At 72.1% G+C, this 23,453-nt stretch carries 22 protein-coding genes; 13 read left to right on the top strand and 9 right to left on the bottom strand.

Annotation, left to right across the window (positions count from 1 at the left end; translation table 11 throughout):
* The first annotated feature begins 59 nt into the window (after positions 1 to 59).
* On the top strand, positions 60 to 1,361 hold the full coding sequence (locus ABLE53_RS07825) for a DUF445 domain-containing protein (protein WP_348858220.1): 1,302 nt from the start codon (positions 60 to 62) through the stop codon (positions 1,359 to 1,361).
* Entirely contained in the window at positions 1,358 to 2,290 is a 933-nt protein-coding gene (locus tag ABLE53_RS07830) for an Abi-alpha family protein (RefSeq protein ID WP_348858221.1), read from the top strand. Before ABLE53_RS07825 ends, ABLE53_RS07830 begins: the two co-directional genes overlap by 4 nt.
* Positions 2,291 to 2,376: 86 nt before the next feature.
* Here ABLE53_RS07830 and ABLE53_RS07835 read toward each other — a convergent pair whose 3' ends face one another.
* Positions 2,377 to 2,700, bottom strand: coding sequence for a GNAT family N-acetyltransferase (locus ABLE53_RS07835; protein ID WP_348858222.1), 324 nt, complete (start codon positions 2,698 to 2,700; stop codon positions 2,377 to 2,379).
* Between the two features lie 151 nt (positions 2,701 to 2,851).
* On the opposite strand from ABLE53_RS07835, the gene clpB reads away from it, so the two are divergent.
* The 3 genes from clpB to ABLE53_RS07850 are packed head-to-tail and all read left to right on the top strand — an operon-like array spanning position 2,852 to position 7,280.
* Positions 2,852 to 5,437 (top strand): ATP-dependent chaperone ClpB, encoded by a 2,586-nt coding sequence (clpB, locus tag ABLE53_RS07840; RefSeq protein ID WP_348858223.1) that lies wholly within the window; start codon positions 2,852 to 2,854, stop codon positions 5,435 to 5,437.
* A gap of 45 nt (positions 5,438 to 5,482) precedes the next feature.
* Positions 5,483 to 6,568: a hypothetical protein gene (locus tag ABLE53_RS07845; RefSeq protein WP_348858224.1), complete on the top strand. Its 1,086-nt coding sequence runs from the start codon at positions 5,483 to 5,485 to the stop codon at positions 6,566 to 6,568.
* Positions 6,569 to 6,578: 10 nt separating this feature from the next.
* Positions 6,579 to 7,280 (top strand): hypothetical protein, encoded by a 702-nt coding sequence (locus ABLE53_RS07850; RefSeq protein ID WP_348858225.1) that lies wholly within the window; start codon positions 6,579 to 6,581, stop codon positions 7,278 to 7,280.
* A 25-nt stretch (positions 7,281 to 7,305) separates the two neighbouring features.
* Here the strand turns inward: ABLE53_RS07850 and ABLE53_RS07855 are convergent, their stop codons facing one another.
* Positions 7,306 to 8,463, bottom strand: a complete 1,158-nt coding sequence (locus ABLE53_RS07855) for a pyridoxal phosphate-dependent aminotransferase (protein WP_348858854.1) — start codon at positions 8,461 to 8,463, stop codon at positions 7,306 to 7,308.
* A 32-nt stretch (positions 8,464 to 8,495) separates the two neighbouring features.
* Between ABLE53_RS07855 and pyrE the strand changes: the two genes are divergently transcribed.
* On the top strand, positions 8,496 to 9,050 hold the full coding sequence (gene pyrE / locus ABLE53_RS07860) for an orotate phosphoribosyltransferase (RefSeq protein ID WP_348858226.1): 555 nt from the start codon (positions 8,496 to 8,498) through the stop codon (positions 9,048 to 9,050).
* 6 nt (positions 9,051 to 9,056) lie between these two features.
* Here pyrE and ABLE53_RS07865 read toward each other — a convergent pair whose 3' ends face one another.
* Entirely contained in the window at positions 9,057 to 9,803 is a 747-nt protein-coding gene (locus ABLE53_RS07865) for a DedA family protein (RefSeq protein WP_348858228.1), read from the bottom strand.
* A gap of 61 nt (positions 9,804 to 9,864) precedes the next feature.
* Between ABLE53_RS07865 and ABLE53_RS07870 the strand changes: the two genes are divergently transcribed.
* Complete coding sequence (locus ABLE53_RS07870; protein WP_348858229.1) at positions 9,865 to 10,548, top strand: TrmH family RNA methyltransferase; 684 nt, start codon at positions 9,865 to 9,867, stop codon at positions 10,546 to 10,548.
* A gap of 7 nt (positions 10,549 to 10,555) precedes the next feature.
* Here the strand turns inward: ABLE53_RS07870 and ABLE53_RS07875 are convergent, their stop codons facing one another.
* Positions 10,556 to 11,122 (bottom strand): dihydrofolate reductase family protein, encoded by a 567-nt coding sequence (locus ABLE53_RS07875; RefSeq protein WP_348858231.1) that lies wholly within the window; start codon positions 11,120 to 11,122, stop codon positions 10,556 to 10,558.
* 101 nt (positions 11,123 to 11,223) lie between these two features.
* On the opposite strand from ABLE53_RS07875, the gene ABLE53_RS07880 reads away from it, so the two are divergent.
* Positions 11,224 to 13,173, top strand: a complete 1,950-nt coding sequence (locus tag ABLE53_RS07880) for a discoidin domain-containing protein (protein ID WP_348858232.1) — start codon at positions 11,224 to 11,226, stop codon at positions 13,171 to 13,173.
* A gap of 145 nt (positions 13,174 to 13,318) precedes the next feature.
* Positions 13,319 to 14,350 carry a class II fructose-bisphosphate aldolase gene (gene fbaA / locus ABLE53_RS07885; protein ID WP_348858233.1) on the top strand — a complete coding sequence of 344 codons (1,032 nt, stop codon included), beginning with the start codon at positions 13,319 to 13,321 and terminating at the stop codon, positions 14,348 to 14,350.
* A gap of 7 nt (positions 14,351 to 14,357) precedes the next feature.
* Here the strand turns inward: fbaA and ABLE53_RS07890 are convergent, their stop codons facing one another.
* Entirely contained in the window at positions 14,358 to 15,815 is a 1,458-nt protein-coding gene (locus ABLE53_RS07890; RefSeq protein ID WP_348858234.1) for a DHA2 family efflux MFS transporter permease subunit, read from the bottom strand.
* Between the two features lie 77 nt (positions 15,816 to 15,892).
* Positions 15,893 to 16,660 (bottom strand): 3-oxoacyl-ACP reductase FabG, encoded by a 768-nt coding sequence (fabG, locus tag ABLE53_RS07895; RefSeq protein WP_348858236.1) that lies wholly within the window; start codon positions 16,658 to 16,660, stop codon positions 15,893 to 15,895.
* 81 nt (positions 16,661 to 16,741) lie between these two features.
* On the opposite strand from fabG, the gene ABLE53_RS07900 reads away from it, so the two are divergent.
* Positions 16,742 to 17,155 carry a DUF3151 domain-containing protein gene (locus tag ABLE53_RS07900; RefSeq protein WP_348858237.1) on the top strand — a complete coding sequence of 138 codons (414 nt, stop codon included), beginning with the start codon at positions 16,742 to 16,744 and terminating at the stop codon, positions 17,153 to 17,155.
* A gap of 38 nt (positions 17,156 to 17,193) precedes the next feature.
* Here the strand turns inward: ABLE53_RS07900 and lysS are convergent, their stop codons facing one another.
* Positions 17,194 to 18,882, bottom strand: a complete 1,689-nt coding sequence (gene lysS / locus ABLE53_RS07905) for a lysine--tRNA ligase (RefSeq protein WP_348858238.1) — start codon at positions 18,880 to 18,882, stop codon at positions 17,194 to 17,196.
* A gap of 133 nt (positions 18,883 to 19,015) precedes the next feature.
* Here lysS and ABLE53_RS07910 point away from each other — a divergent pair, with 133 nt between their 5' ends.
* Positions 19,016 to 20,011: a helix-turn-helix transcriptional regulator gene (locus tag ABLE53_RS07910; RefSeq protein WP_348858239.1), complete on the top strand. Its 996-nt coding sequence runs from the start codon at positions 19,016 to 19,018 to the stop codon at positions 20,009 to 20,011.
* Between the two features lie 3 nt (positions 20,012 to 20,014).
* Here the strand turns inward: ABLE53_RS07910 and ABLE53_RS07915 are convergent, their stop codons facing one another.
* Complete coding sequence (locus ABLE53_RS07915; protein WP_348858240.1) at positions 20,015 to 20,638, bottom strand: hypothetical protein; 624 nt, start codon at positions 20,636 to 20,638, stop codon at positions 20,015 to 20,017.
* 123 nt (positions 20,639 to 20,761) lie between these two features.
* Between ABLE53_RS07915 and ABLE53_RS07920 the strand changes: the two genes are divergently transcribed.
* Both ABLE53_RS07920 and ABLE53_RS07925 read left to right on the top strand, forming a co-directional pair.
* On the top strand, positions 20,762 to 21,178 hold the full coding sequence (locus ABLE53_RS07920) for a hypothetical protein (protein WP_348858241.1): 417 nt from the start codon (positions 20,762 to 20,764) through the stop codon (positions 21,176 to 21,178).
* Positions 21,179 to 21,182: 4 nt separating this feature from the next.
* Positions 21,183 to 22,553, top strand: coding sequence for a hypothetical protein (locus tag ABLE53_RS07925; RefSeq protein WP_348858243.1), 1,371 nt, complete (start codon positions 21,183 to 21,185; stop codon positions 22,551 to 22,553).
* Between the two features lie 5 nt (positions 22,554 to 22,558).
* Here ABLE53_RS07925 and ABLE53_RS07930 read toward each other — a convergent pair whose 3' ends face one another.
* A complete protein-coding gene (locus ABLE53_RS07930) occupies positions 22,559 to 23,434 on the bottom strand; it encodes a diacylglycerol/lipid kinase family protein (RefSeq protein WP_348858245.1) in 876 nt (291 codons plus the stop codon).
* Positions 23,435 to 23,453: the final 19 nt, after the last annotated feature.

Here is a 23,453-nt window from a genome sequence, read left to right on the forward strand (position 1 = left end):
CCGCCGTCTCCGCTAGTCTCTGCGGGTCGGCCGGGGAGGGCTGAGCGTGAGGGGTACTCGTGTGGCCTGAGTGGCTGCGTGACTGGGCATCCGAGGTGAACTGGCTCCACCTGGTCACCGTGCCGGTCTTCACCGGTGTGGTCGGCTGGCTGATCAACTGGTCGGGCCTCTACATGCTCTTCTACCCGCTGCGCTTCAAGGGCGTCGGCGTCCCCGGCTTGCGCGACCTGGCCGGCGTCCTGCCGCGCAAGGTGCAGGAGGTGCCGGGACTCGCCCAGGGCGGCATCGGCTGGCAGGGGATCATCCCTGCGAGAGCCGCCAAGATGGGCTCGATCGCGGTCGACAAGGCGATCTCCAAGCTGGGCACGCCGGGGGAGTTCTACCAGCAGCTGCAGCCCGAGCAGATCGCCGCGCACATCGTGGAGACGTTCCGCCCGGAGGTGCCGGCGCTGGTCGACGAGATCATGCTGCGCGAGCACCCGCGGCTGTGGCGCGACCTCCCGCAGCCGGTGCGCGACGCCATCGTCGTACGCGTCCAGGACCAGCTGCCCGCCATCGTCGGCCAGGTCACCGAGGACATCGGCACCCACATCGACCAGCTGCTGGACCCGAAGCTGATGGTCATCGAGCACTTCCGCGCGAACCCGGGTCTGGTCGTCCGCATCTTCCGCGACTTCGGCCAGCGCGAGCTCAACCTGATGGTCGCGTTCGGGTTCGTGTTCGGCTTCCTGCTCGGCATCCCGGTCGCGGTCGTCGACTCGATCCTCCAGCAGCCCTGGCTGCTGCCGGTGATGGGCGTCGTCGTCGGCTGGGTGACGAACCTGCTGGGCATGTGGCTGATCTTCGAGCCGCCGACGCCGCGCCGGATCCTGGGCATCAAGGTCCAGGGGCTCTTCCCGCGGCGGCAGGCACAGGCCGCGGAGGTGTATGCCGACATCATCGCCTCCGACGTCATCACCCTCGAGCGGATCGGCGACTTCCTGCTCAGCGGCCCGCGCGGCGACGCCACCCGCAAGCTGCTGGCCACCGCGCTCGAGCCAGCCGTCGACCGCGCCGCCGGCCCCTACCGCGGCGCGGTCCGCGTCGTCGTCGGCCCGGAGCGCTTCGACCGGATCAGCCACTCGGTCGCCTTGGAGGCGGCCGACCGCACTCTCGTACCCTTCAAGGACCCGCAGTTCAGCAGGCACCAGGCCGACAAGATCCAGCGGCTGGTCGCCCGGCGTACGAAGGAGCTACCGCCGGCCGACTTCGTTGAGATGATGCGGGCTGCGATCAAGGAGGACGAGTGGATGCTCTACGCCCATGGCGCCGTCATGGGGCTGGCCGGCGGTTTCCTGCACTTGCTGCTCTTCCCCTCATGAGGGACGGCGACCCGGAGGGGCAGCCGGAGCCGGGCTCGACCGGCTCGGCCACCGGTCCCGACGGTGGGCTGCTGCCGGCGGTCGCCCCGGTTGCCGGCGCGCTGCCGGGCCTGGCCCGGGTGGCCGCCGGTGCCGCGTGGCAGGCGACGGCGTGGGGCGTCAAGGCGTACGTCCGGACCGGCCTGCGGGTCGCGCGGGCGGTCACCGACCCCGACGTACGTGCCGACCTCGCCCGCGACGCCGCCGACGCGGCCGACGTCGTCACCGGCGTGGCCCGCTCCCTCGTCACGGGTACGCCGCCGCACCTCGACGCCGCGACCCAGCTGGGCCATCCCGGCTCCACGGCCCCACGCCAGACCCAGGTCTCCGCGACCACCCCGGAGGCCCTCCGCCGCCGCGGTGCCGAGCTGCTCGAACGCTCGCGCGACGTGTGGTCGGAGGAGCAGGGCCACCCGGCGTACGCCCGCATCCTCGACGACCTCGCACCCGACGAGGCGCGGATCCTGCTGCTGCTCCTGCAGGGCGGGCCGCAGGCCAGCGTCGACGTCCGGACCGGCGGCCCGGCCGGCCTGGTCAGCAGCCAGCTGGTCGCCCCCGGGCTGACGATGATCGGCGCCCGGGCCGGGGTGCGCTACCCAGCGCGGGTGCCGGCGTACCTCAACAACCTGTTCCGCCTCGGCCTCGTCTGGTTCTCGAAGGAGCCGCTGCGGGATCCGGCGGAGTACCAGGTCCTCGAGGCCCAGCCCGACGTCCTCGGCGCGCTGCACTCGGTGAAGTTCGCCAAGGTCGTACGCCGCTCGGTCCATCTCACGCCGTTCGGCGAGGGCTTCTGCCGCACCGTCCTCGTCCAGCCCGAGGAGGCCGCCGGCGACTTCCCCGAGCATGCCAACCCCGAGGCCGGCGACGCCGCGGAGCCGCCCAAGCCCTGAGGTCGAGTCGGGGGTTCTGCCCCGTCGAGTCGGGGGTTCTGCCCCGTCGAGTCGGTGGTTCTGCCCCGTCGAGTCGGTGGTTCTGGTCAGTCCTTCGCCGTGCTCGGCGGCGCGCCGTACACCAGCGGCACCCACTCCCGGTGCCGCTTGATGTACGCCGAGATGAACGGGCACAGCGGGAGCACCTGGCGCTGCCCGGCGTCGCGTACGTCGCCGAGCGCGTACGCCGCGATCGCCGAGCCGACTCCCTGACCCTCGTAGCGCTCGCCCACCTCGGTGTGGGTGAAGACGATCAGCTGGTCGGTCAGCTGGTACTCCGCGAAGCCGGCGAGCTGCCCGTCGACCCAGCCCTCGTAGCGGCTCTTCTCCTGGTCGTTGACGACCGAGACCTTGCTCTCCTCGGAGCTCATGCACGCGACCCTAGCGGTGCGGCGACACCGATGTCGCCGGTCCGGCAAATTCATAAAAGTTGAGCGGAACAGACTCAACTTCTAGCGTGTTGCAGCAAGTGGCGAGCACACTCGCCGACAGGGACCGCATCGCGCAGGAGACCACCACACCATGAGTCAGTTCACGGCCGACAAGTTCACCAACCGCAGCCGTGAGGCCATCGAGGCCGCACAGCTCGCGGCGACCACGGCGGGCAACACGACCACCGAGCCGATCCATCTGCTCGTCGCCCTGCTCCAGCAGGAGGACGGCACCGCCCGGACGATGGTCGCCAAGTCCGGCGTCGACGCCGACGTGCTCACCCGGCAGGCGGTCTCCGCCCAGGAGGCGCTGCCGCGCGCGACCGGCTCGACCGTCCAGCAGCCCGGCGCCTCCGCCGCACTCACCCGGGTGCTCGCCGGCGCGATCTCGCTGGCCGCCTCGATGAAGGACGACTTCGCCGCGACCGAGCACCTGCTCATCAGCCTCGCGACCGTCGAGAGCTCGGCCAAGAAGCTGCTCACCGACGCCGGCCTGTCCGAGGACGGCCTGCGCGAGAGCCTCACCGCCGTCCGCGGCAGCCGCCGGGTGACGAGCCAGGACGCCGAGTCGACGTACGAGGCGCTCGACAAGTACTCCGTCGACCTCACCAAGGCCGCCGAGGAGGGCAAGCTCGACCCCGTCATCGGCCGCGACGCCGAGATCCGCCGGGTGATCCAGGTGCTCAGCCGGCGTACGAAGAACAACCCGGTCCTCATCGGCGAGCCCGGCGTCGGCAAGACCGCCGTCGTGGAAGGCCTCGCCCAGCGGATCGTCGACGGCGACGTGCCCGACTCGCTCAAGGGCCGCCGGGTGCTGAGCCTCGACCTCGCCGGCATGGTCGCCGGCGCGCAGTACCGCGGCCAGTTCGAGGAGCGGCTGAAGTCCGTCCTCGAGGAGATCAAGCAGGCCGAGGGCCAGGTCATCACGTTCATCGACGAGCTCCACACCGTCGTCGGCGCGGGCGCCGGCGGCGACTCCGCGATGGACGCCGGCAACATGCTGAAGCCGATGCTGGCCCGTGGGGAGCTGCACATGATCGGCGCGACCACGCTCGACGAGTACCGCGAGCGGATCGAGAAGGACCCCGCCCTCGAGCGCCGCTTCCAGCAGGTCTTCGTCGGCGAGCCGAGCGTGGAGGACACCATCCAGATCCTGCGCGGCATCCAGGAGAAGTACGAAGCGCACCACGGCGTACGCATCACCGACGCCGCGCTCGTCGCCGCGGCGACGCTCTCCGACCGCTACATCACCGGCCGGCAGCTGCCCGACAAGGCGATCGACCTGATCGACGAGGCCGCCTCCCGGCTGCGGATGGAGATCGAGTCCTCCCCGGAGGAGATCGACCAGCTCCGCCGCCAGGTCGACCGACTCAAGATGGAGGAGTTCGCGCTCGAGAAGGAGAGCGACGAGGCATCCAAGGAGCGGCTCGCCAACCTGCGCAGGGACCTCGCCGACAGGGAGGAGGAGCTGCGCGGCCTCGAGGCCCGATGGGAGCAGGAGAAGGCGTCCCTCGAGGGCGAGGGCGCGCTGCGCAAGCAGCTCGACGCGCTCCGCATCGAGGCCGACCGGCTGACCCGTGAGGGCAACCTCGCCGGCGCCTCGGAGATCCTGTACGGCAAGATCCCGGCGCTCGAGGAGCAGATCAAGGCGGCCCAGGAGGTCGCCGAGTCACCCACCGAGAAGCTGGTCGGCGAGGAGGTCGCCCCCGAGCAGATCGCCGAGGTCGTCGAGTCGTGGACCGGCATCCCGACCGGCAAGATGCTGCAGGGCGAGACCGCCAAGCTGCTCGAGATGGAGGACGTCATCGGGCAGCGGCTGATCGGGCAGAAGGCCGCCGTCAACGCGGTCGCCGACGCCGTACGCCGCTCCCGGGCGGGCATCTCCGACCCGAACCGGCCGACCGGCTCGTTCCTCTTCCTCGGCCCGACCGGCACCGGCAAGACCGAGCTCGCGAAGGCGCTCGCCGACTTCCTGTTCGACGACGAGCGGGCGATCGTCCGGATCGACATGTCGGAGTACTCCGAGAAGCACTCCGTCTCGCGGCTCGTCGGCGCGCCTCCGGGCTACGTGGGATACGACGAGGGCGGCCAGCTCACCGAGGCGGTCCGCCGCCGGCCCTACAGCGTCGTACTCCTCGACGAGGTCGAGAAGGCCCACCCCGAGGTCTTCGACATCCTGCTGCAGGTGCTCGACGACGGGCGGCTGACCGACGGCCAGGGCCGGACCGTGGACTTCCGCAACACGATCCTCATCCTGACCTCCAACCTCGGCTCGAACTTCCTGGTCGACCCGATGCTCGACGAGCACCAGAAGCACGAGAGCGTGATGACGGTCGTGCGGTCCAGCTTCAAGCCGGAGTTCCTCAACCGGCTCGACGAGATCGTCATGTTCGACGCGCTCACGCTCGCCGACCTCACCAGGATCGTCGACATCCAGCTCGGCCTGCTCGAGAAGCGGCTCGCCGTACGCCGGATCACGATCGAGGTCACCGACGCCGCAAAGGAGTGGCTCGCCGAGACCGGCTACGACCCGGCCTACGGCGCCCGCCCGCTCCGCCGGCTGATCCAGACCTCCATCGGCGACCCGCTCGCCCGGATGCTCATCGCCGGCGAGGTCAACGACGGCGGCAAGGTCGTCGTCGACAAGGGTCCCGAGGGGCTGCTGCTCACCGCCTGAGCGTCGACTCGCGTCCGGTTGGGGCGGGTTGGTGAAATGGGGGCCATGTCCGAACGGAAGCTCCCACGGCCCAGCCAGGTGACACTGGCGGGCTGGCTGATCGTGGGCGGCTCGCTGGCGGCGCTGGTGACGGTGTACGAGCAGCTGTCCCGTCTCCACAGCCTCGACACCCGCGAGTCGATCCAGAAGACGCTGAGCGAGCCGCCGTTCGACGCCGTGGGAATCTCGGTTCCCACGGTGCTCGACGTCATGCACGTGCTCGCCCTGGTCACCGGCGCGTGCGCCGCGGCGGCCATCGTGCTCGGTTGGCACGCGCTCCAGCGTCACAAGGCCTCGCGCATCGCGCTGACGGTCCTCGCCGTACCCCTGCTGCTGTCCGGGATGGCGAGCGGCGGGTTCTTCTCGACGATCGTCGCGGTGGCCGTCGTGCTGCTGTGGGTCCCGCGCTCGCGGGACTGGTTCGACGGGCGCGAGCCGGAGCCGCCGGCCCCCGGCAGCGGTGAGCAGGCAACCGATCCCTCCGGGCAGTCGGTTGCGCAGCCACCGCCGCCTCCGAGCAGCGGTGGGCAGGCAACCGACCGGCCGCACCAGACGGTCCCTCAGCCACCGCCGTCGCCCGGCTGGCCGCAGCAGGTCCCGCAGCTGACGCAGCCGATCCACCCGGCCGCGCCCACCCGCCGCCCGCCGGCGGTGACCTGGGCGGCGGTGCTGACCTGGATCCTGTCCGGGCTCGGCGGACTCCTGCTGGTCGCGACCGCCGCCACGGTGCTGATCGACCCGGCCGGCGCGTTCGAGAGCGTCCGCGAGCAGGACCCGGACCTCGTCGCGCGCAGCGGCGTCACACAGGACCTGCTCGTCGCCTCGGTCGTCACGATGGCCGCGCTGGGCGTGCTGTTCAGCATCGCCTGCGCCGTCGCCGCGCTCCTGGCCTGGCGCCGGGTGCGGTGGTCGTGGGTCACTCTCGTCTGCCTGGAGGCGGCCGCCGTCGCCGTACTCCTCTTCGCGACCGTCATCGCCGCGCCCTTCGTCGTCGCGCTCGCGGGCGCCGTGGTCGCGCTCGCGCTGCTCCTGCGTCCCGAGGCGCGGCTCTGGTTCAGCAGCGCGCGTCCGCGTGCGCCCAGGGATGGGTAGTCTCCCGCCCATGTCGGATCCCTACGGCTCGTACGAGAAGCCCAACCCGTACGGCGACGCGCCGTTCGCGGGGCAGCCGCAGCAGCCCGGCCAGCCGCAGCAGCCCGGCCAGCCGCAGCAGCTCGGCCAGCCGCAGCAGCCGGGCCGGCCCTACGGGCAGTACGGCCAGCAGCCGCCCTACCGGCCGTCGTACGGCTCCGGCCACCCGCAGCGGCCCGACAAGCGCCCCGGCACGGTGACGGCAGCGGCCGTGATCACGATCGTCTCCTCGGCGCTGGTCACGCTGTTCGCGCTGTTCCTGGCCGTCGCCACCATCGGCTTCCGCGAGTGGACGAGGGACGAGGTGGTCGGCGACAGCGAGTTCTCCGACTTCGACCCCGACAGCCTGGTCAACGCCATGGCGGTGATGGCGGCGATCCTCATCGTCCTGTCGCTGGCGGCGATCGCGATGGCGGTGCTGGTGCTCCGCCGCTCCAACGTCGGCCGGGTCGTGCTCGTCGTCCTCGCGGCGATCAGCATCGTCATCAGCCTGATCGGCATCGCCTCGGTGGTCAGCCTCCTCACCCTGGTCGCCGCGATCGCCGCGATCGTGCTGCTCTTCGTGGGAGGCGCCAACGCGTGGTTCCGGCGTACGCCGACCGTGCTGCCCTACGGCCAGCCGCCGTACGGCCAGCAGCCTCCTCCGCCGCCGACCCACAACCCCTGGGGCTGACCCGGCCGACTGAGTGGGCCGTGGGTCAGGCGGAGAGGTCGGCCTTCCCGAGCCGGACGACGGCCTCCTCGATGACCTCCGGCCGCTTGCAGAAGGTCCACCGCACCAGCTGCCGGCCGGCGTCGGAGTCGTAGAACCCCTGCAGCGGGATCGCGACCACGCCCGCCCGCTCGGGCAGCGCCCGGCAGAACGTGTCGCCGTCGGGCCAGCCGAGGTCGCTGATGTCGGTCACGGCGAAGTATGTCGCGTCGGGCACGCTGACCCGCAGGCCGAGCTCGCCCAGCCCGGCGCAGAGCAGGTCACGGCGCCCCCTCAGGTCGGCGGCAAGCTCACTCGGCCACGAGCCCAGCTCGTCGAGGGCGTACGCCGCCGCCGGCTGCAGCGGGGCGCCGGAGACGAACGTCAGCCACTGCTTGGCGGCGAGCACCGCACCGACCAGCTCCTGCGGGCCGGTCGCCCAGCCGACCTTCCAGCCGGTGAAGGAGTACGACTTCCCGATGCTCGACAGGGTGAGCGTCCGCTCGAACATGCCGGGCAGCGTCGCGACGGGCACGTGCGGGATGCCGAACGTCAGGTGCTCGTAGACCTCGTCGGTCACGACCACCAGGTCGTGCGCGGTCGCGACCTCCGCAACGGCGCCGAGCTCGTCACGGCTCAGGACCGTGCCGGTCGGGTTGTGCGGGGTGTTGACCAGGATCATCCGCGTCCGAGGCGTGACCGCCGCGCGCAGGTCGTCGGCGTGCAGCCTGAACGAGCCGCCCTCGGGTCGCAGCGTCACGGCCCGCCGTACGCCGCCGGCCATCTGGATCATCGCGACGTAGCTGTCGTAGTACGGCTCGAGCACGATCACCTCGTCGCCCGGGTTCACCAGGCCGAGGATCGCCGCCGCGATCCCCTCGGTCGCGCCGGTCGTGGCGACGACCTGGGTCATCGGGTCGAGCTCGATCCCGTAGTTGCGGTGCTGGTGCCTGGCGACGGCCTCGCGCAGTGCCGGCACGCCCGGCCCGGGGGTGTACTGGTTGGCGCCCGTCTCGAGCGCCTCGACGGCCCGCTTGATCACCGCCTCGGGCCCGTCGACGTCGGGGAACCCCTGGCCGAGGTTCACCGCGCCGGTGCGTACGGCGAGTGCCGACATCTCGGTGAAGATCGTCGGCGGGATGCCCTGGAGGCGGGTGGCGGTCAGACGCGAAGCAGTCACCGCCCTAAGGTATCCACGTGACCGCAGACGCCATGGCCTCCCCAAGCCCCGATCCCGCCCTCGCCGCCGACATCGACGCCATCAGCCGCCTGACAGGGGAGTTCGTGCTCCGCTCCGGGCAGGTCGCCACCGAGTACTTCGACAAGTACCTCTTCGAGGCCGAGCCGACCCTGCTCGACCGGATCGCGACCCGGATGGTCGGCCTCCTGCCGGAGGGCACCGAGCTGCTCGGCGGGCTCGAGATGGGCGGGATCCCGATCGTCACGATGATCTCGGCGAAGACCGGCCTGCCGGCGCTCTTCGTCCGCAAGAAGGCCAAGGAGTACGGCACCAAGAAGCTCGCCGAGGGGCCCGACGTCGCCGGCCGACGGGTCACGCTCATCGAGGACGTCATCACCACCGGCGGCGCCGTACGCAACGCTGCCGTGGCCCTGCGGGAGTACGGCGCCACCGTCGACGTGGTCGTCTGCGCCATCGACCGCAGCCCGGGCGAGGAGAACCCGCTCGCCGACGCCGGCCTCGAGATCCGGTCGGTCCTCACCAAGGCCGACCTCGACGCGGTGCGGAGCTAGTCCGAGCTAGTCCTCCGGGACCTTCGCGACCTCGGTGTCGATGACGGCGTGGACCGGCTGCGGTGCCGAGTCCGCCGCCTTCCGCGCCCGCTCGTCCTTGCGCTTCTTGCGCCATTCCAGGCCGATCGGGATCACGGTGAGCGCCAGCAGGCCGATGGTGACGTAGTCGATGTTGTCGCCCAGCCACGGGACGGCGGTGCCGAGGAAGTAGCCGAGCAGCGTGACGGCGAGGACCCAGAGCACCGCACCGACGGCGCTCCACACGAAGAACCGGCGCCGCTCCATCCGGGTGACGCCGGCGACCAGCGTGATGTAGGTCCGCACGAACGGCACGAACCGGCCGAGCACGAGCGCCTGCGGGCCGTGCTTCTCGAAGAACTCCGAGGTCTTGTCGAGGTACTCCCGTTTGATGATCCGGCCGTCCCGCTCGTAGATCCGCGGGCCGATCTTGCGGCCTATCTCGTAGCCGGCGACGTTGCCTCCGAAGCCGGCCACGACGAAGAGCACCAGCGCGACGATCAGGTCGACCTGGTGGGGACCGGGGACGATGTCGACCCGGTCCAGGCCGATGAAGACGCCCAGCGCGAAGAGGAGCGTGTCGCCGGGGAGGAACGGGAAGAACAGGCCACACTCCACGAAGACCACGGCCAGACTGACCCAGAAGAGTGCGGGCCCGAACCAGTCCAGCAGGGTGTCGGGGTTCATCCAGTCCATCCCCAGCATCAACGGCTGGACCCCCAGGAGCGCGTCCACCCCCCAAAGGTACCTGCCGGTTCCTGACGGCTGCATGAAGACCGCTTAACCTTCACCTTCCATGGACGAGTACGCCGAACGGTCGCCGTACGACCCGATGCCGCACGGCCCCGACGAGGTCGGCGTCGGGCCGTGGGAGGGACCGTGGCCGGAGGGCCCGCAATGGGACCCGGACCTGCTGGCGAACGGCGACCGGCGCAACGTCGTCGACCGCTACCGCTACTGGACCGTCGAGGCGATCGTCGAGGATCTCGACACCCGTCGCCACGACTTCCACGTCGCCATCGAGAACTGGCGGCACGACTTCAACATCGGCACGATCGTCCGCACCGCCAACGCGTTCCTCGCCGCCGAGGTCCACATCGTCGGCAACCGCCGGTGGAACCGGCGCGGGGCGATGGTCACCGACCGCTACCAGCACGTGCGGCACCATCCGGACGTGCCGTCGCTGGCGGCGTACCTCCACCGGCTCGAGGGCGGTCCGGTGCGGCTGCTCGGCATCGACAACCTGCCCGGGTCGCTCCACCTGGAGACGATGGAGCTCCCCCGCCGGGTCTGCTTCCTGTTCGGCCAGGAGGGCCCCGGCCTCTCCGAGCAGGCCCGTGCGGCCTGCGACGGCACCTTCTCGATCGCGCAGTTCGGCTCGACCCGGTCGATCAACGCCTCGTCGGCTGCCGCGATCGCGATGCACTCCTGGATCAGGGCGTACGCCGACCTCTCCCACGAGGAGGTCTGGCGCGGCTGAGCATCGACTAGGTCCGCCGGTCCACGGCGAGCGTGATGCGCACCTGCTGACCGCTCTGCGCGACGTCGGTCACGTGCAGGCGCTTGCTCGTGATCCGGCGGGGGAGCAGCGGGGCGCCGGCGCCGAGGGTGACCGGGCACATCCCGAGGACGATCTCGTCGAGCAGCCCGGCGTCGTCGAACTGGCCGACGAGGTCGCCGCCCCCGACGAGCCAGATCCCCCCTTCGATGGTGGCCCCGACCTCGTCGTACACCGCCCTGACGTCGCCCTGGACGAAGCGCAGCTCGACCCCGGGGACGCGCGGCAGGTCGGTGCGGTGGGTGAAGACCCAGGCCGGACGCTCGCCGTACCACTCCTTCCACTGCGCCGGATCCGTCAGCAGGCCCGGCTCCTGGTCGAGCACCCAGGCGTACGTCGTCGCACCCATCACCATCGCGCCGGTCTGCGCCATCAGCGAGTCCCACGCGGTCTCGTCGTCACCGTGCGGCACCTCGAAGAGCCAGTCGAGCGAGTTGTGCTCGTCGGCGATGAAGCCGTCGAGGGTGCACGCGGTGTAGTAGATGACCTTCGGCATGACGACGACGCTAGACCCGGCCACCGACAGGGGTGTGACGCCGGTCACCTCCCGGGTCTAGATTCCAAGGGTTCCCGCTCGACGAGGAGAGGAGCCCGGCGATGTCCCGTACGACGACCCGCGTGCTCGGCGTCGCCACAGCGCTGGCCGGGTCGGCCGCGTTCGCAGTCCCCACCGGCCCGGCGGCGGCAGCCGCCCCCGACCGCACGATCCCGCCGGCGTACGTCTCGGTGTGGGTGACGACCCCCGACGGCGCCCAGCGGCTCGCGCCGCAGCAGCCGGTGAGCTTCGCCCGGGGCTCCTCGGACCTGACCACCATCACGATCGAGCCGACGCAGACCTACCAGTCGATGGTCGGCTTCGGCGGCGCGATCACCGACTCCTCGGCGGCGGTGCTCGGCGAGCTGAGCCCGGCCGCGCGGGCGCAGGCGATGCGCTCGCTCTTCAGCCGCGCCGACGGCATCGGCGTCAGCTTCCTGCGCCAGCCGATCGGCTCCTCCGACTTCACGGCCGCCGCCGAGCACTACACCTACGACGACGTGCCTGCCGGGCACGCCGACTTCGCGCTGCGGCACTTCAGCATCGCCCACGACCGCGCCCGGATCCTCCCGCTGCTCCGCGAGGCGAAGCGGCTCAACCCGACGCTCGAGGTCGTCGCGACGCCGTGGAGCCCGCCGGCGTGGATGAAGACCGGTGACTCGCTGGTCGGCGGACGGCTGATCGACGACCCGCGGGTCTACGACGCCTATGCGCGCTACCTGGCCCGCTTCGTGCAGGCGTACGCCGCCGCGGGCGTGCCGATCGACTACCTGACGGTCCAGAACGAGCCGCAGAACCGTACGCCGAGCGGCTACCCGGGCACGGACATGCCGGTCGCGCAGGAGGCGGCGGTGATCGAGCGGCTCGGCCCGCTGCTGCGCCGGGTCAGCCCGCGTACGAAGATCCTCGGCTTAGACCACAACTGGCAGGAGCACCCCAACGACATCGCCAACACGCCGCCCGGGGACGACCCGGAGACCGACTACCCCTACCGGCTGCTGCGGACGCCGGCGGCGCGCTGGATCACGGGCACGGCGTACCACTGCTACTACGGCGACCCGAGCGCCCAGACCACGCTGCACGACGCCTTCCCGACCAAGGGCATCTACTTCACCGAGTGCTCCGGCTCGCACGGCGCGACCGACACCCCGGAGGAGTACTTCCGCGGCACCCTCACCTGGCACGCCCGCACCATCACCATCGGCGTGACCCGCAACTGGGCGCGCACCGTCGACGACTGGAACGTCGCGCTGAACGACGACGGCGGCCCGCACCTCGGCGGCTGCGACACCTGCACCGGCATGCTCGACGTGCACCCGGACGGCACCGTGAGCGAGAACGCCGAGTACTACACGATCGGCCACCTCTCGAAGTTCGTCGACAAGGGCGCGGTGAGGCTCGGGTCGACGTCGTACGGCACCACCGGGTGGAACGGCCAGATCATGGACGTGGCGTTCCGCAACCCGGACGGTACGACGGCCCTCGTCGTCCACAACGAGAACGACGACCCGCGCTCGTTCGCCGTCGCGGTCGGCTCCGACGTCTTCGAGTACACCCTGCCGGGCGGCGCCCTGGCGACGTTCACCTGGCCACGATCCGCCGTACGTGACCCAGCGCTGCTGCTGCGGCCCGTGTCGCTGGCCGGGGCCACCGCGACGGCGTCCTCGGCCGCGTCGGACGCCGGGCTCGCGATCGACGCGGACGGCTCCACCCGGTGGTCGAGCGGGACCGGGCAGGCCCCGGGGCAGTACGTCAGCGTCGACCTCGGCCGGCGTACGGAGTTCCGCAGGGTCGCGATCGACAACGGGGACAACCTCGGCGACTACCCGCGCGGCTGGACGGTCTCGGTGAGCGACGACGGCGCCACCTGGCGGGACGTCGCGAGCGGCACCGGCACCGGCCAGCTCGCGAACGTCGACCTGGCACCGACGGTCGCCCGCTACGTCCGGGTCACCCAGACCGGCTCCTCGGGCAGCTGGTGGAGCGTGGCCGACCTGCGGCTCTATCGGTGACCGCCGGGTCGGCCAGCGGGCGCCAGTGGCGGCCGTCACTGACGGTTGATCGATCCAAGTTCCTGCTCGCCCGGTGCGCACTACTGTGGCGGGACCAGCCGAACCAAGTTCACCCACCGTCCGGATGCAACGAGGAGTCACTCGCATGCCCATCGCCACCCCCGAGAAGTACGCCGAGATGCTCGCGACCGCGAAGGAGAAGGGGTTCGCCTACCCGGCGATCAACGTCTCCTCCTCCCAGACGCTGAACGCCGCGCTGGCCGGGTTCGCGGAGGCCGGCTCGGACGGGATCATCCAGATCTCCACCGGTGGTGCGGAGTACCTCTCCGGCCCGACGGTCAAGAACATGGTCACCGGCTCGGTCGCCTTCGCGGCGTACGCCGCCGAGGTCGCCAAGTCGTACGACGTCAACATCGCGCTCCACACCGACCACTGCCCCAAGGACAAGCTCGACGGGTTCGTCCGGCCGCTGCTCGAGCTCTCCACCGAGCGGGTCAACCGCGGCGAGGCGCCGCTGTTCCAGTCGCACATGTGGGACGGCTCCGCCGTACCGCTGGACGAGAACCTCCAGATCGCCGAGGAGCTGCTCGCCAAGGCGGCGGCGGCGAAGTGCGTCCTCGAGATCGAGGTCGGGGTCGTGGGCGGCGAGGAGGACGGCATCGTCGGCGCGATCGACGAGAAGCTCTACTCCACACCCGGGGACGCGATCGCCACCGTCGAGGCGCTCGGCACCGGCGACGACGGCATCTACCTCACCGCGCTGACGTTCGGCAACGTCCACGGCGTCTACAAGCCGGGCAACGTCAAGCTCCGTCCCGAGATCCTGAAGGACGCCCAGGACGCGGTCTCCGAGAAGCTCGGCCTGCCGGCCGGCAGCAAGCCGTTCAACCTGGTCTTCCACGGTGGCTCCGGCTCGAGCGCGGAGGAGATCGCCGCGGCGGTGTCGTACGGCGTCGTGAAGATGAACATCGACACCGACACCCAGTACGCCTACACCCGGCAGGTCGCCGCGCACATGTTCACCAACTACGACGGCGTGCTGAAGGTGGACGGCGAGGTCGGCAGCAAGAAGGCGTACGACCCGCGCACCTGGGGAAAGGCCGCCGAGGCCGGCATGGCCGCGCGGGTCGTCGAGGGCGCCCAGCACCTCGGCTCGGCCGGCCAGACCATCGGCTGAGCGCCGCTCAGCGGCCACCCAGGTGGCGGGGCGTGGTGAAGAACAGGCAGCCGAGGAACCCGATCGCCAGCACGAGCGCAGGCAGCCACATCGCCTGTGACATCGCGTCGCTGAACCGGCTCATGACCTGGGCGGGCAGCTCGCCGGTCGTGGAGGTGGTGCCGCCGGTCGGGATGCCGTGGGCGACCAGCCGGTTGTCCATCAGCACGGCGATGCCGGCCGAGCCGATGACCGACCCGACCAGCCGGGTCGCGTTGTAGACGCCGGCGCCGGCCCCGGCGAGGTGCATCGGCAGGTTGCGGGTCGCGGTGGCGGCCAGCGGCGCCCAGACCATCGACATGCCGAAGCCCAGCAGCGCCATCGGCGGGATGAACTCCCACCAGTGCGAGCCCACCGAGACCGGCGCGGAGACCCAGAAGACGGCGATCGAGCAGAGCGCGAAGCCGAGCGCGGTCAGCGCGCGCGGGTGGACCTTGTCGGTGAACCGCCCGACGACCGGCGCCATCGTCAGTGAGACGAGGGCCATGGGCACCATCAGCAGCGAGGCGCGGAAGGCGGAGTAGTCCCGCACGAGCTGGGCGTAGAGCATCAGCGGGAAGCCGATCGCGACCGCCGCGAAGCCCATGCAGGTGATCGCGACGTTGGCGACGGAGAAGTTGCGGTCGCTGAAGATGTGGAGCGGCACCAGCGGCTCCTTGGTGTTGCGCGCCTCCCACCAGACGAAGATCGCGAGCACCGCGACGCCGCCCACGATCAACAGCCACGCGAGGCCGTCCCAGTCACGCTGCTCGCCGTTCTGCAGGCCGAAGACCAGGCCGAACATCCCGACCGCGCTCAGGAAGACGCCCACCCAGTCGAAGGTGTGCTCATGCGTCGGGAGCGTGGGGATCAGCCGCCAGTTGGCGGCGAATGCGACCACGCCGACCGGCACGTTGATGAAGAAGATCCACTCCCAGCCGATGCCGACCAGCGCGCCGCCGAGGACCGGGCCGACCAGCGTCGCGATGCCGGCCGTCGCGCCCCACAGCGCCATCGCCTGGCCGCGCCGGTCGGAGGGGAAGATGCGGGTGATGACGGCCATCGTCTGCGGCGTGATCAGCGCGGCCCCGATGCCCTGCACCGCCCGCGCGGTGACCAGCATCGCGATGCTGCCCGAGAGGCCGCACCACAGCGAGGCGAGCGTGAAGACCGCCATCCCGACGAGGAAGACCCACTTGGGGCCGACGCGGTCGCCGAGGCGCCCGGTGATGAGGACCGGTGCGGCGTAGGCCAGCAGATAGGCGCTGGTCACCCAGAGCACGTCGTTCTCGCTGGCGTCGAGCGAGGACATGATGTCCGGCGTCGCGACCGTCACGATCGTCATGTCGACCAGGATCATGAAGAAGCCGATGCACATGGCGATGAGCGCCGGCCAGGGCCGGACATCGGCGGGCACGTCGGTCTGCGGGGCGGTCGTCTGCGTCACCGCCTCAGTCAAGCACCGACCACCGACAGCGGCACATGGCATTCCTCACTACTTCGCATCACCACTCGACGGCCGACTCAGGAGAGCGCGTCGAGCGACTCCGGCAGGATCTGGCCGCCGTCGACGACGAGCGCGTGGCCGGTGATGTAGCCGGCCTCCTTCGAGGCGAGGAACGCGACGGCGTGGCCGATGTCCTCCGGGGTGCCCAGCGCCCCGAGCGGGATGGAGCGCGCCACGCCGGCGAGATACTCCTCGCCCAGGTCGGCGAGGCCCTCGGTGAGCACGTTGCCCGGCAGGACCGCGTTGACGGTGATGCGCGCCGGCGCGAGCTCGATCGCGGCGCTGCGCAGGAAGCCGAGCTGGGCCGCCTTGGACGCCCCGTAGTGCGACCAGCCGGGGTAGCCCGTCACCGGACCGGTGATCGACGAGGTGAGCACGACCCGGCCGCGGCCGGAGTCGGTGAGCGCAGGAATGGCCGCCTGGACGGCGTACACCGTGCCCTTCACGTTCACCGCGAGCACCTCCTCGAGCTCGTCCTCGGTCATCGTCGCGAGCCGCGCCTCGGGGAAGATGCCGGCGTTGGCGCAGAGCACGTCGAGCCCGCCGAGGGCGCCGGCCGCGGTGTCGACCATCGCCGTCGCGGAGGCCTTGTCGGAGACGTCGCCCGGCGCGGTCACGACGTGCCCGTGCTCCTTGAGCCGGGCGGCCGCTGCGTCGAGGTCGGCCTCGGAGCGGCCGCCGATGGCGACGGCGGCCCCGGCCCTCGCGAAGACCGTCGCGATCCCGAGGCCGATGCCCCGCGAGCCGCCGGTCACCAGGACGCGTACGCCGGACAGGTCGAACATGACGATCAGTCAACCGGGTCTGCAGCCCGGGACACCGGGTGCGACGAACTCTTCACGCAGCCTTTACACGACAATGGGGGCATGACCCATCAGGACCTCCTCGCCGGCCCCCCGCCAACCCTGCTCCCCGAGGACCCGGCCACGGCCGAGCTCGCCGACGGCGCCGCCGCCGTCGACGTCGTACGCCGTCACCCCGCGTCACCGGCCGCCTGGGCCGCGCTCGCGGAGTACGCCCGCGGCGCGGGCGCCGACGACGTCACGGTCTACGCCTACTCGCGGGTGGGCTACCACCGCAGCCTCGACCTGCTGCGCCGCAACGGCTGGAAGGGCCACGGCCCGGTCCCGTGGGAGCACGAGCCCAACCGCGGCTTCCTCACCTGCCTCGCGGTCCTCGCGTCCTCGGCGCAGGCGATCGGCGAGACCGACGAGTGGGAGCGCTGCAGCACGTTCCTGCGCGAGAGCAGCCCGACGGCGTACGACACGCTGCTCGGCTGACCGCGCCCGGCGGGTCACGCGGCGACCGGGCCCACCGCTCAGCGACCCAGCAGGCCGCGGATCGTGTCCGGGCCCAGCGCGAGGAAGAGCGTGGGCAGCCGCGGGCCGCGGTCGGCGTCGACGAGCAGGTTGTAGAGGAGCCGGAAGAACGCCTTCTGGTCGGCCTTGACCTCGTCCGTCGGGGCGTCGTCGAGGGCGAGCCCGCGGTTGAGCTTGGGTACGCCGTAGATCAGCGAGGTGACCGGCTCGAGCTCGAAGCTCTCGGGGAGGTTCGCGAGCAGCGTGTCGAGCCAGCCGGACTCCTGGTCGGTGAGCTCGGCGAGCCGGGGCGACGGCGTGGTGCGGACCGTGGTGCGGTCCTCCTCGGGGACGTACTCGGTCATCCACGTCGACGCCTTCGTCAGCCGCGGCTCGAGGTCGGCGACGCCGTCGTGGGCGTAGCCCGACTCGGTCACGACCCGCGAGATCAGCTCGGCCGACCCGGCGGTCACGTCGGCCACCGACGACAGCAGCCGGAACGGCACGACGACCTTCGGCGTCGGCAGCCGTCCGGCCGTCGAGGTGGCGGCGGCACGCTCGAACGCGAGCGTCTGCAGGTCGTGCCGGTCCGGGTCGGCGGCCTTGCGGCCGAGCGCGTCCCACTCGTCGTAGAGGCGTACGACGTCCGGGCCGAAGTCGATGTTGAACGCCTGCTTCGGCTGCCGGCGTACGTAGAGCCAGCGCACCATCGGCGCCTCGAGCACCTTCAGCGCATCGGCGGGGATCGGCACGCCGCCGGCCGAGGACGACATCTTCTGCCGGCCGGCGAAGCCGACGAACGCGTAGGAGACGTACGACGGTGCCCGGCCGTCGAAGATCTCCTTCACCAGCTCCTTGCCGACGGTGTAGGACGAGCCGGGGGTGGAGTGGTCGAGGCCGCCGGGCTCGAAGTTGACGCCCTCGTACGCCCAGCGCATCGGCCAGTCGACCTTCCAGACCAGCTTGCCCTCGTTGTCGGTGTCGAGCCGGGTGACCCCCTCGTAGCCCGTCGCGTCGCACACGTAGGAGAGCTCGGTCGTCTCGTCGTCGTACGCCGTGATGGTGGTGGTGTCGCGGCCGCAGTCGCGGCAGTACGGCTTGAAGGGGAACCGCGCCAGGTCGCCGGCGCCGGTGGTCTCGTCGTCGTTCGTCACCGAGTCCGCGAGCGCCTCGGCCTCCTGCTCGGACTCCGCCTCGACCTGCCCCTGAGTGCGGTTCAGGGTGCGATAGCGGGCGAGCACGCTCTCGATGTCGTGGCGGCGCGAGACGGCGAGCAGGATCTGGTCCCGGTAGGCGCCCGCGCGGTACTGCTCGGTCTGGCTGATCTCCTCCATCTCGACGCCGAGCTCGGCGAGCGCGGCCTGGAGGGGAGCCTTGAAGTGGGCGGCCCACGAGTCGTGGCAGCCCTCGGGATCCGGAACGGCGGTGAGCGGTCGCCCGATGTGGTCGGCCCAGGACGGGTCGACGCCGGCAGGCACCTTGCGGAAGCGGTCGTAGTCGTCCCAGCTGTGCAGGTGCCGGACGGGTACGCCGCGGCGGCGCAGCTCCTCGGCGACGAAGTGCGGGGTGAGGAACTCCCGCAGGTTGCCGAGGTGGATCGGACCCGACGGGCTCGCGCCCGAGGCGACCGTGACGAGGTTGCCCTCCCCGGCGTGCCGGATCGCCTCGTCGGCGGCCCGTGTCACCCAGTCGGTCGGTTCCTTGGACATGCTGCTCCTGCGTCGTACTCGAAGGTCAGGGAAACGCTAGCCCAGCGGGAACCCGCGACCTGAATCGTCCGCCCACCGTGAGAGCGCGGGCGTACGGCGGCGCGACGCGGCCACTGGCACTAACCTGCCAGGCATGGAGAGAAGCCGCTCGGAGACGCTGATGACGGCGCTCGGGTTCAGGCCCGAGACGGGGCGGCTGTACGGCCGGCTGCTCCCGATGGCCGGGTGGCCGCTCGACTCGGTCGCCGCGTCGCTGGCCATCACCGTCGAGGCCCTCCACGAGGAGCTGGCGCCGCTGGCGGAGGTCGAGGTCGTACGCACCGACGACGACCTGCTCGCCGTGCTCAACCCGGCGGACGTCGTCTCGCGCATGCTGTCGGTCGCGGCCGACCGGGCGAGGTTCGCCCACGACCGACTGCTCGACATCTCCCGCGCCATCCCGTACGTCGCCGGCACGACCGCCCATGTCCCGGCCGGCCACATCGCCGACGAGCGGCCGCTGGACGGCGAGGTGTTCGCCAGCCAGGACCTCGCCGAGACGGTCGAGACGCTGGTCGACAACACGATCGGCGACCTGCTGTGGATGCGCCCCGAGATCTGGTCGCAGCCCTACGAGGACCAGATGGTCGCCGTCGTCGCGAAGTCGGTCGCGGCAGGCAGGCGCTGCCGCGCGATCTACCCCGCCCGCGCGCTCTCTGTCGCGCCGGTCGAGCTCTCCGCCCGCGCCCGCGCCGGGGAGGAGATCCGGCTGCTCGCGGACGTCCCGACCCGGCTGCTGGTGATCGGCAGCACGCACGCCATGCTCCCCGAGCCGCTGGGCAACGCCGACACCCCGCGCGTCCTGGTCCGGCAGCCCGCCATCGTCGACGCCGTGACGATGCTCTTCGAGCAGTACTGGCGGCTCGGCGAGCCGGTCGCCGGCTTCGAGCGCGGCCGCCACGGCACCGGCGGCCAGCGCGCCCTGCTCCTCGAGCAGCTCGCCGCCGGAGCCCAGGACGAGCAGATCGCCCGCCGGCTGGGCATCAGCCTGCGGACCGTACGCCGCCGGGTCGCCGAGGTGATGGACGAGCTCGACGCCGGCTCCCGCTTCCAGGCGGGCGTCGAGGCGGTGCGCCGGGGCTGGATCTAGGCCCTAGGTCAGGTCGAGGCTGGCGATCATCGAGGACTCGAGGTCGGCCTCCTTCGCGGGCTTCGCGAGCAGCGTGTTGTATTCGAGCGTGAAGTAGACGGCGTCGCCGTCGTGGAGCGTCAGGTAGTCGTGCCGGACGAAGATCTCGCGCCGGCCGACGATGTGGATCCACGGCTGGCCGTCGATGACGACGTCGGGCTGCCGCTCCGGGTGCTCGTGGACGTGACGCTGGCTGGTCAGCTCGGCGGCCGCGAGCCTCGCGAGCTCGGCCTCGGTCGGCTGGCCGGGCGGGCTCGCCTGGCTGCTCAGCGTGCCGCGGATCCCGGACGGGCTCGAGAAGCTCTGCAGCCAGTCGCCGGGCTTCGTCGAGACCGTCCAGCCGGGCGGCAGGTTCACGGACGCCCCGTCGACCTTCACCAGCCGGCCGGAGGTCGGCTCGACGCCGGACGACGCCGATCCGCTCGGCGACCCGCTCGGCGACGCGCTCGGCGACGCGCTCGAGGGGGCGCTCGCGGTACCACTGGACGCGGCGGCACCGGTGGACGCCGACCCACCTGATCCGCACCCGGCGAGGCCGGCGCAGAGCGCGCCCGCGACCAGGAGAGCGGCACCCGCGCGTCGTCGCAACCCGAGACTCCTTCGTGGTGAGAGGCAGCCACCGGCACCGTAGCCGAAGTACCGCCGCACCGAGGTTTCATCCACCGCGGCCCCGGGAAGTCCTGCGATGTAGACGCGACCACGGAGGACGAGATGGGCTCGATCGACTACGACCCCGAGGCGGTCCAGCGGATCCGCAAGAAGCTGCTCGGGAACGCCGACACCATCGGCCGTACGCCGCTCCGCCCGACCGGCGGATTCGGCGGCAGCGACGGCGGCCGGACGCTCGCCCAGGACGCGCTCGACGCCCACCACCACATCCTCGCGACGCTCGGCAACATCTCGACCGGCCTGGCCAGCTACGCCGAGGGGCTGCTGGAGTCAGGTCGCGGCATCGAGCACACCCAGCAGGACGTCGTCGCCGGCGCCAACGCGATGGCGGTCGCGGAGGGCCTCATCAAGGTGCCCTTCAAGAGCGCGCGCGCCGACGCCGTGGGCCCGGGCCAGGTGACGGCCTCGGGCCAGGAGCCGATCGAGCAGGACCCGGCGACCGACGAGCCGGAGGAGTGACCCGATGACCCAGGGACCCAACCGCGCGCGGCTCGACACCTACCTGGAGGGCGTCGAGGGTGCCCTGCCCGACCTCGAGCAGGCGCTGACCGACTGGTTCGCCGTGCATGACCGGCTGCAGCGGACCGCCAGCAACCTCCGCAAGCAGTCCGGCAGCCTCGGCGACGCGTTCGGCGACGAGAGCCGGGTGGCCGCGTCCGGCACCGCCGCCTTCAAGACCAGCGCCGAGAGCCTCGAGACCAAGGCCGACGACGTCTACGACGGCTACACCAAGCTCACCGTCGTCCAGTCCCGCCTCCAGCAGGCCCTGGCCGACCGCAAGACGATGGACGCCAGGCTGGCCGGCGCACCCGACCCCGGTGCCGCGCCCAAGCCGGAGGACTACAAGAAGCTCGGCAGCCCAGCGAGCTCCGGCCACGGCGCCTTCCAGGCCGACTACAACGCCTGGCGGACGCAGCAGAGCAACCACGAGGCCGCCTTCAACGAGGCCGAGACCAAGGCGGCGCACCACATCCGGATGCTCGACGGAGCCTTCACCGACGCGTCCGCCGCGCTCCGCAGGATCCATGGCAAGACCCAGACCCCCGCCTCGGGCTCCGACGGCCGGACGCAGTCGGGCGGCGGCACCACCATGCCGGTCTACGCCCCGACGTCGCCCGGGACCTCCTCGCGACGGCGCACGTCGACCGCGACACCCGCCGAGGCGGCACCCACCGGCGGGCACACCGACCCGTACGCCGACGGCGGGCCGCCGCCGGTCGGCGCGCCGTCGCCCCACCCGCAGCCGGGGCCGGCGTACGCCGACCCGGGCCACGCCGCCGACCCGGGGCCGGCCGACGGACCGCCCGACGACGGCTGGCTGGCCGGCGGAGACCACCCCTATACGGCGACACCGACGACCCCGGCCGGTGCTGCGCCCACCACCGGGCCCGGACCCGTCGCGGGCGGAGCCGGCAGCCCCGCGACTGGAGCCGGTGTCGCCGCGGCCTCGGCCGCGGGCGGTGCGGCCGGGCTGGCCGCCGGAGCGATCCGGGCGGCCTCGGCCGCGGGCCGCGCGGGGGCGGCGCTGCCGGCGACAGAGGCCGGGGCGATCGGCACCGGCGATCGGGCGGCAGGAGCCGGCCTGACCGGACGCGCGGGCGCGTCCGGGGCGGGTGCGCGCGCCGGTGCAGCAGCGGGCCGCACCGGCGCAGGCGGCGGCCGGGCCGGGGCACGGTCGGGCTCGGCCCGGTCCGGCGGCGCGAGGTCCGGCGGAGGAGCCGGCGGCCGCGGCGGCCGCAAGCGCGACGAGCGCGAGGGCCGGGAGCGCGACCTGTGGGACGACGGCGAGGACTGGCTCGACGACGAGGCGACCGGCCCGTCGGTGCTGGAGTAGCCGGCCTACGGCACCAGCAGCGTGTACGCCGCCTGCTCGATCCGCCAGGTCCGCCGGCTCACCGGTCCTTGGGTCTCACCGTCGGCGGTGCACCAGAACTCCTCGCCCGACACCGTGACCTCGCGCCCGCTCGCGCGGCCGACGTCGCCGCGGCGGTGGTGCCGCCCGCGCACCAGGTCGACGGCGTACGCCGCCATGGCGGCCGCCCCCACCGGCCGGGAGACGATCACGTCGAGCCGCCCGTCGTGCGGCCGGGCGTCGGGCACGAGCGCGGTGCCGCCGCCCACCTGGGAGCCGTTGCCGACGGCGACCTGCAGGATCCGGTCCTGTCCCGCCACGCGTACGCCGTCGACCTCGACGTCGAGCCGCAGCGTCGGCGGCCGGAGCGCGGTGAGGAAGGCGCCGATCGGGTAGCCGACCCGGCCGAGCCGATGCTTCCACCGCTCCGCGCGGAGCGTCGCGATCGTCCCGACGCCGACGTGCACGTTGTTGACGACGACCGACCCGGTGTCGTCGACGATCAGGTCGACCTGCCGCTCCTGCCCGGTGACGACGACCCGCGCCGCCTCGGCCGGGTCGAGCGGCAGCCCGTTGCCGCGCGCGAAGTCGTTGCCCGTCCCCAGCGGCAGCAGCCCGACCGTCGTACGCCCCAGGTCGCCGCGCCGGTGAAGCTCCCCGACGACCGCATGCATCGTCCCGTCGCCGCCGGCGACGACCACCGGCGCGTCGCAGCGCCCCGCGAGTGCGTCGTCGAGCTCCTCGGCCGTGCTCGTGATCGCCACCTCGACGTCCCCGTGGGCGCGCAGGACCGTCAGCGCCGCCTCCAGCGCCTCACCGCGGGCGCCGGGGTTGCCGACGACCAGGAGCCTCTCGCCTCGCACGGCAGCGAACCTACCCGTA

This window comes from Nocardioides asiaticus, from assembly GCF_040049175.1.
Lineage (GTDB): Bacteria > Actinomycetota > Actinomycetes > Propionibacteriales > Nocardioidaceae > Nocardioides > Nocardioides cheoyonin.

Coding starts and splice junctions, on each gene's coding strand:
- ABLE53_RS07925 (WP_348858243.1), top strand. CDS start 21,183: ATGACCCAGGGACCCAACCGCGCGCGGCTCGACACCTACCTGGAGGGC.
- lysS (WP_348858238.1), bottom strand. CDS start 18,882: ATGTCCAAGGAACCGACCGACTGGGTGACACGGGCCGCCGACGAGGCG.
- fbaA (WP_348858233.1), top strand. CDS start 13,319: ATGCCCATCGCCACCCCCGAGAAGTACGCCGAGATGCTCGCGACCGCG.
- ABLE53_RS07830 (WP_348858221.1), top strand. CDS start 1,358: ATGAGGGACGGCGACCCGGAGGGGCAGCCGGAGCCGGGCTCGACCGGC.
- ABLE53_RS07870 (WP_348858229.1), top strand. CDS start 9,865: ATGGACGAGTACGCCGAACGGTCGCCGTACGACCCGATGCCGCACGGC.
- ABLE53_RS07880 (WP_348858232.1), top strand. CDS start 11,224: ATGTCCCGTACGACGACCCGCGTGCTCGGCGTCGCCACAGCGCTGGCC.
- clpB (WP_348858223.1), top strand. CDS start 2,852: ATGAGTCAGTTCACGGCCGACAAGTTCACCAACCGCAGCCGTGAGGCC.
- ABLE53_RS07920 (WP_348858241.1), top strand. CDS start 20,762: ATGGGCTCGATCGACTACGACCCCGAGGCGGTCCAGCGGATCCGCAAG.
- ABLE53_RS07845 (WP_348858224.1), top strand. CDS start 5,483: ATGTCCGAACGGAAGCTCCCACGGCCCAGCCAGGTGACACTGGCGGGC.
- fabG (WP_348858236.1), bottom strand. CDS start 16,660: ATGTTCGACCTGTCCGGCGTACGCGTCCTGGTGACCGGCGGCTCGCGG.
- ABLE53_RS07835 (WP_348858222.1), bottom strand. CDS start 2,700: ATGAGCTCCGAGGAGAGCAAGGTCTCGGTCGTCAACGACCAGGAGAAG.
- ABLE53_RS07850 (WP_348858225.1), top strand. CDS start 6,579: ATGTCGGATCCCTACGGCTCGTACGAGAAGCCCAACCCGTACGGCGAC.
- ABLE53_RS07910 (WP_348858239.1), top strand. CDS start 19,016: ATGGAGAGAAGCCGCTCGGAGACGCTGATGACGGCGCTCGGGTTCAGG.
- ABLE53_RS07900 (WP_348858237.1), top strand. CDS start 16,742: ATGACCCATCAGGACCTCCTCGCCGGCCCCCCGCCAACCCTGCTCCCC.
- ABLE53_RS07875 (WP_348858231.1), bottom strand. CDS start 11,122: ATGCCGAAGGTCATCTACTACACCGCGTGCACCCTCGACGGCTTCATC.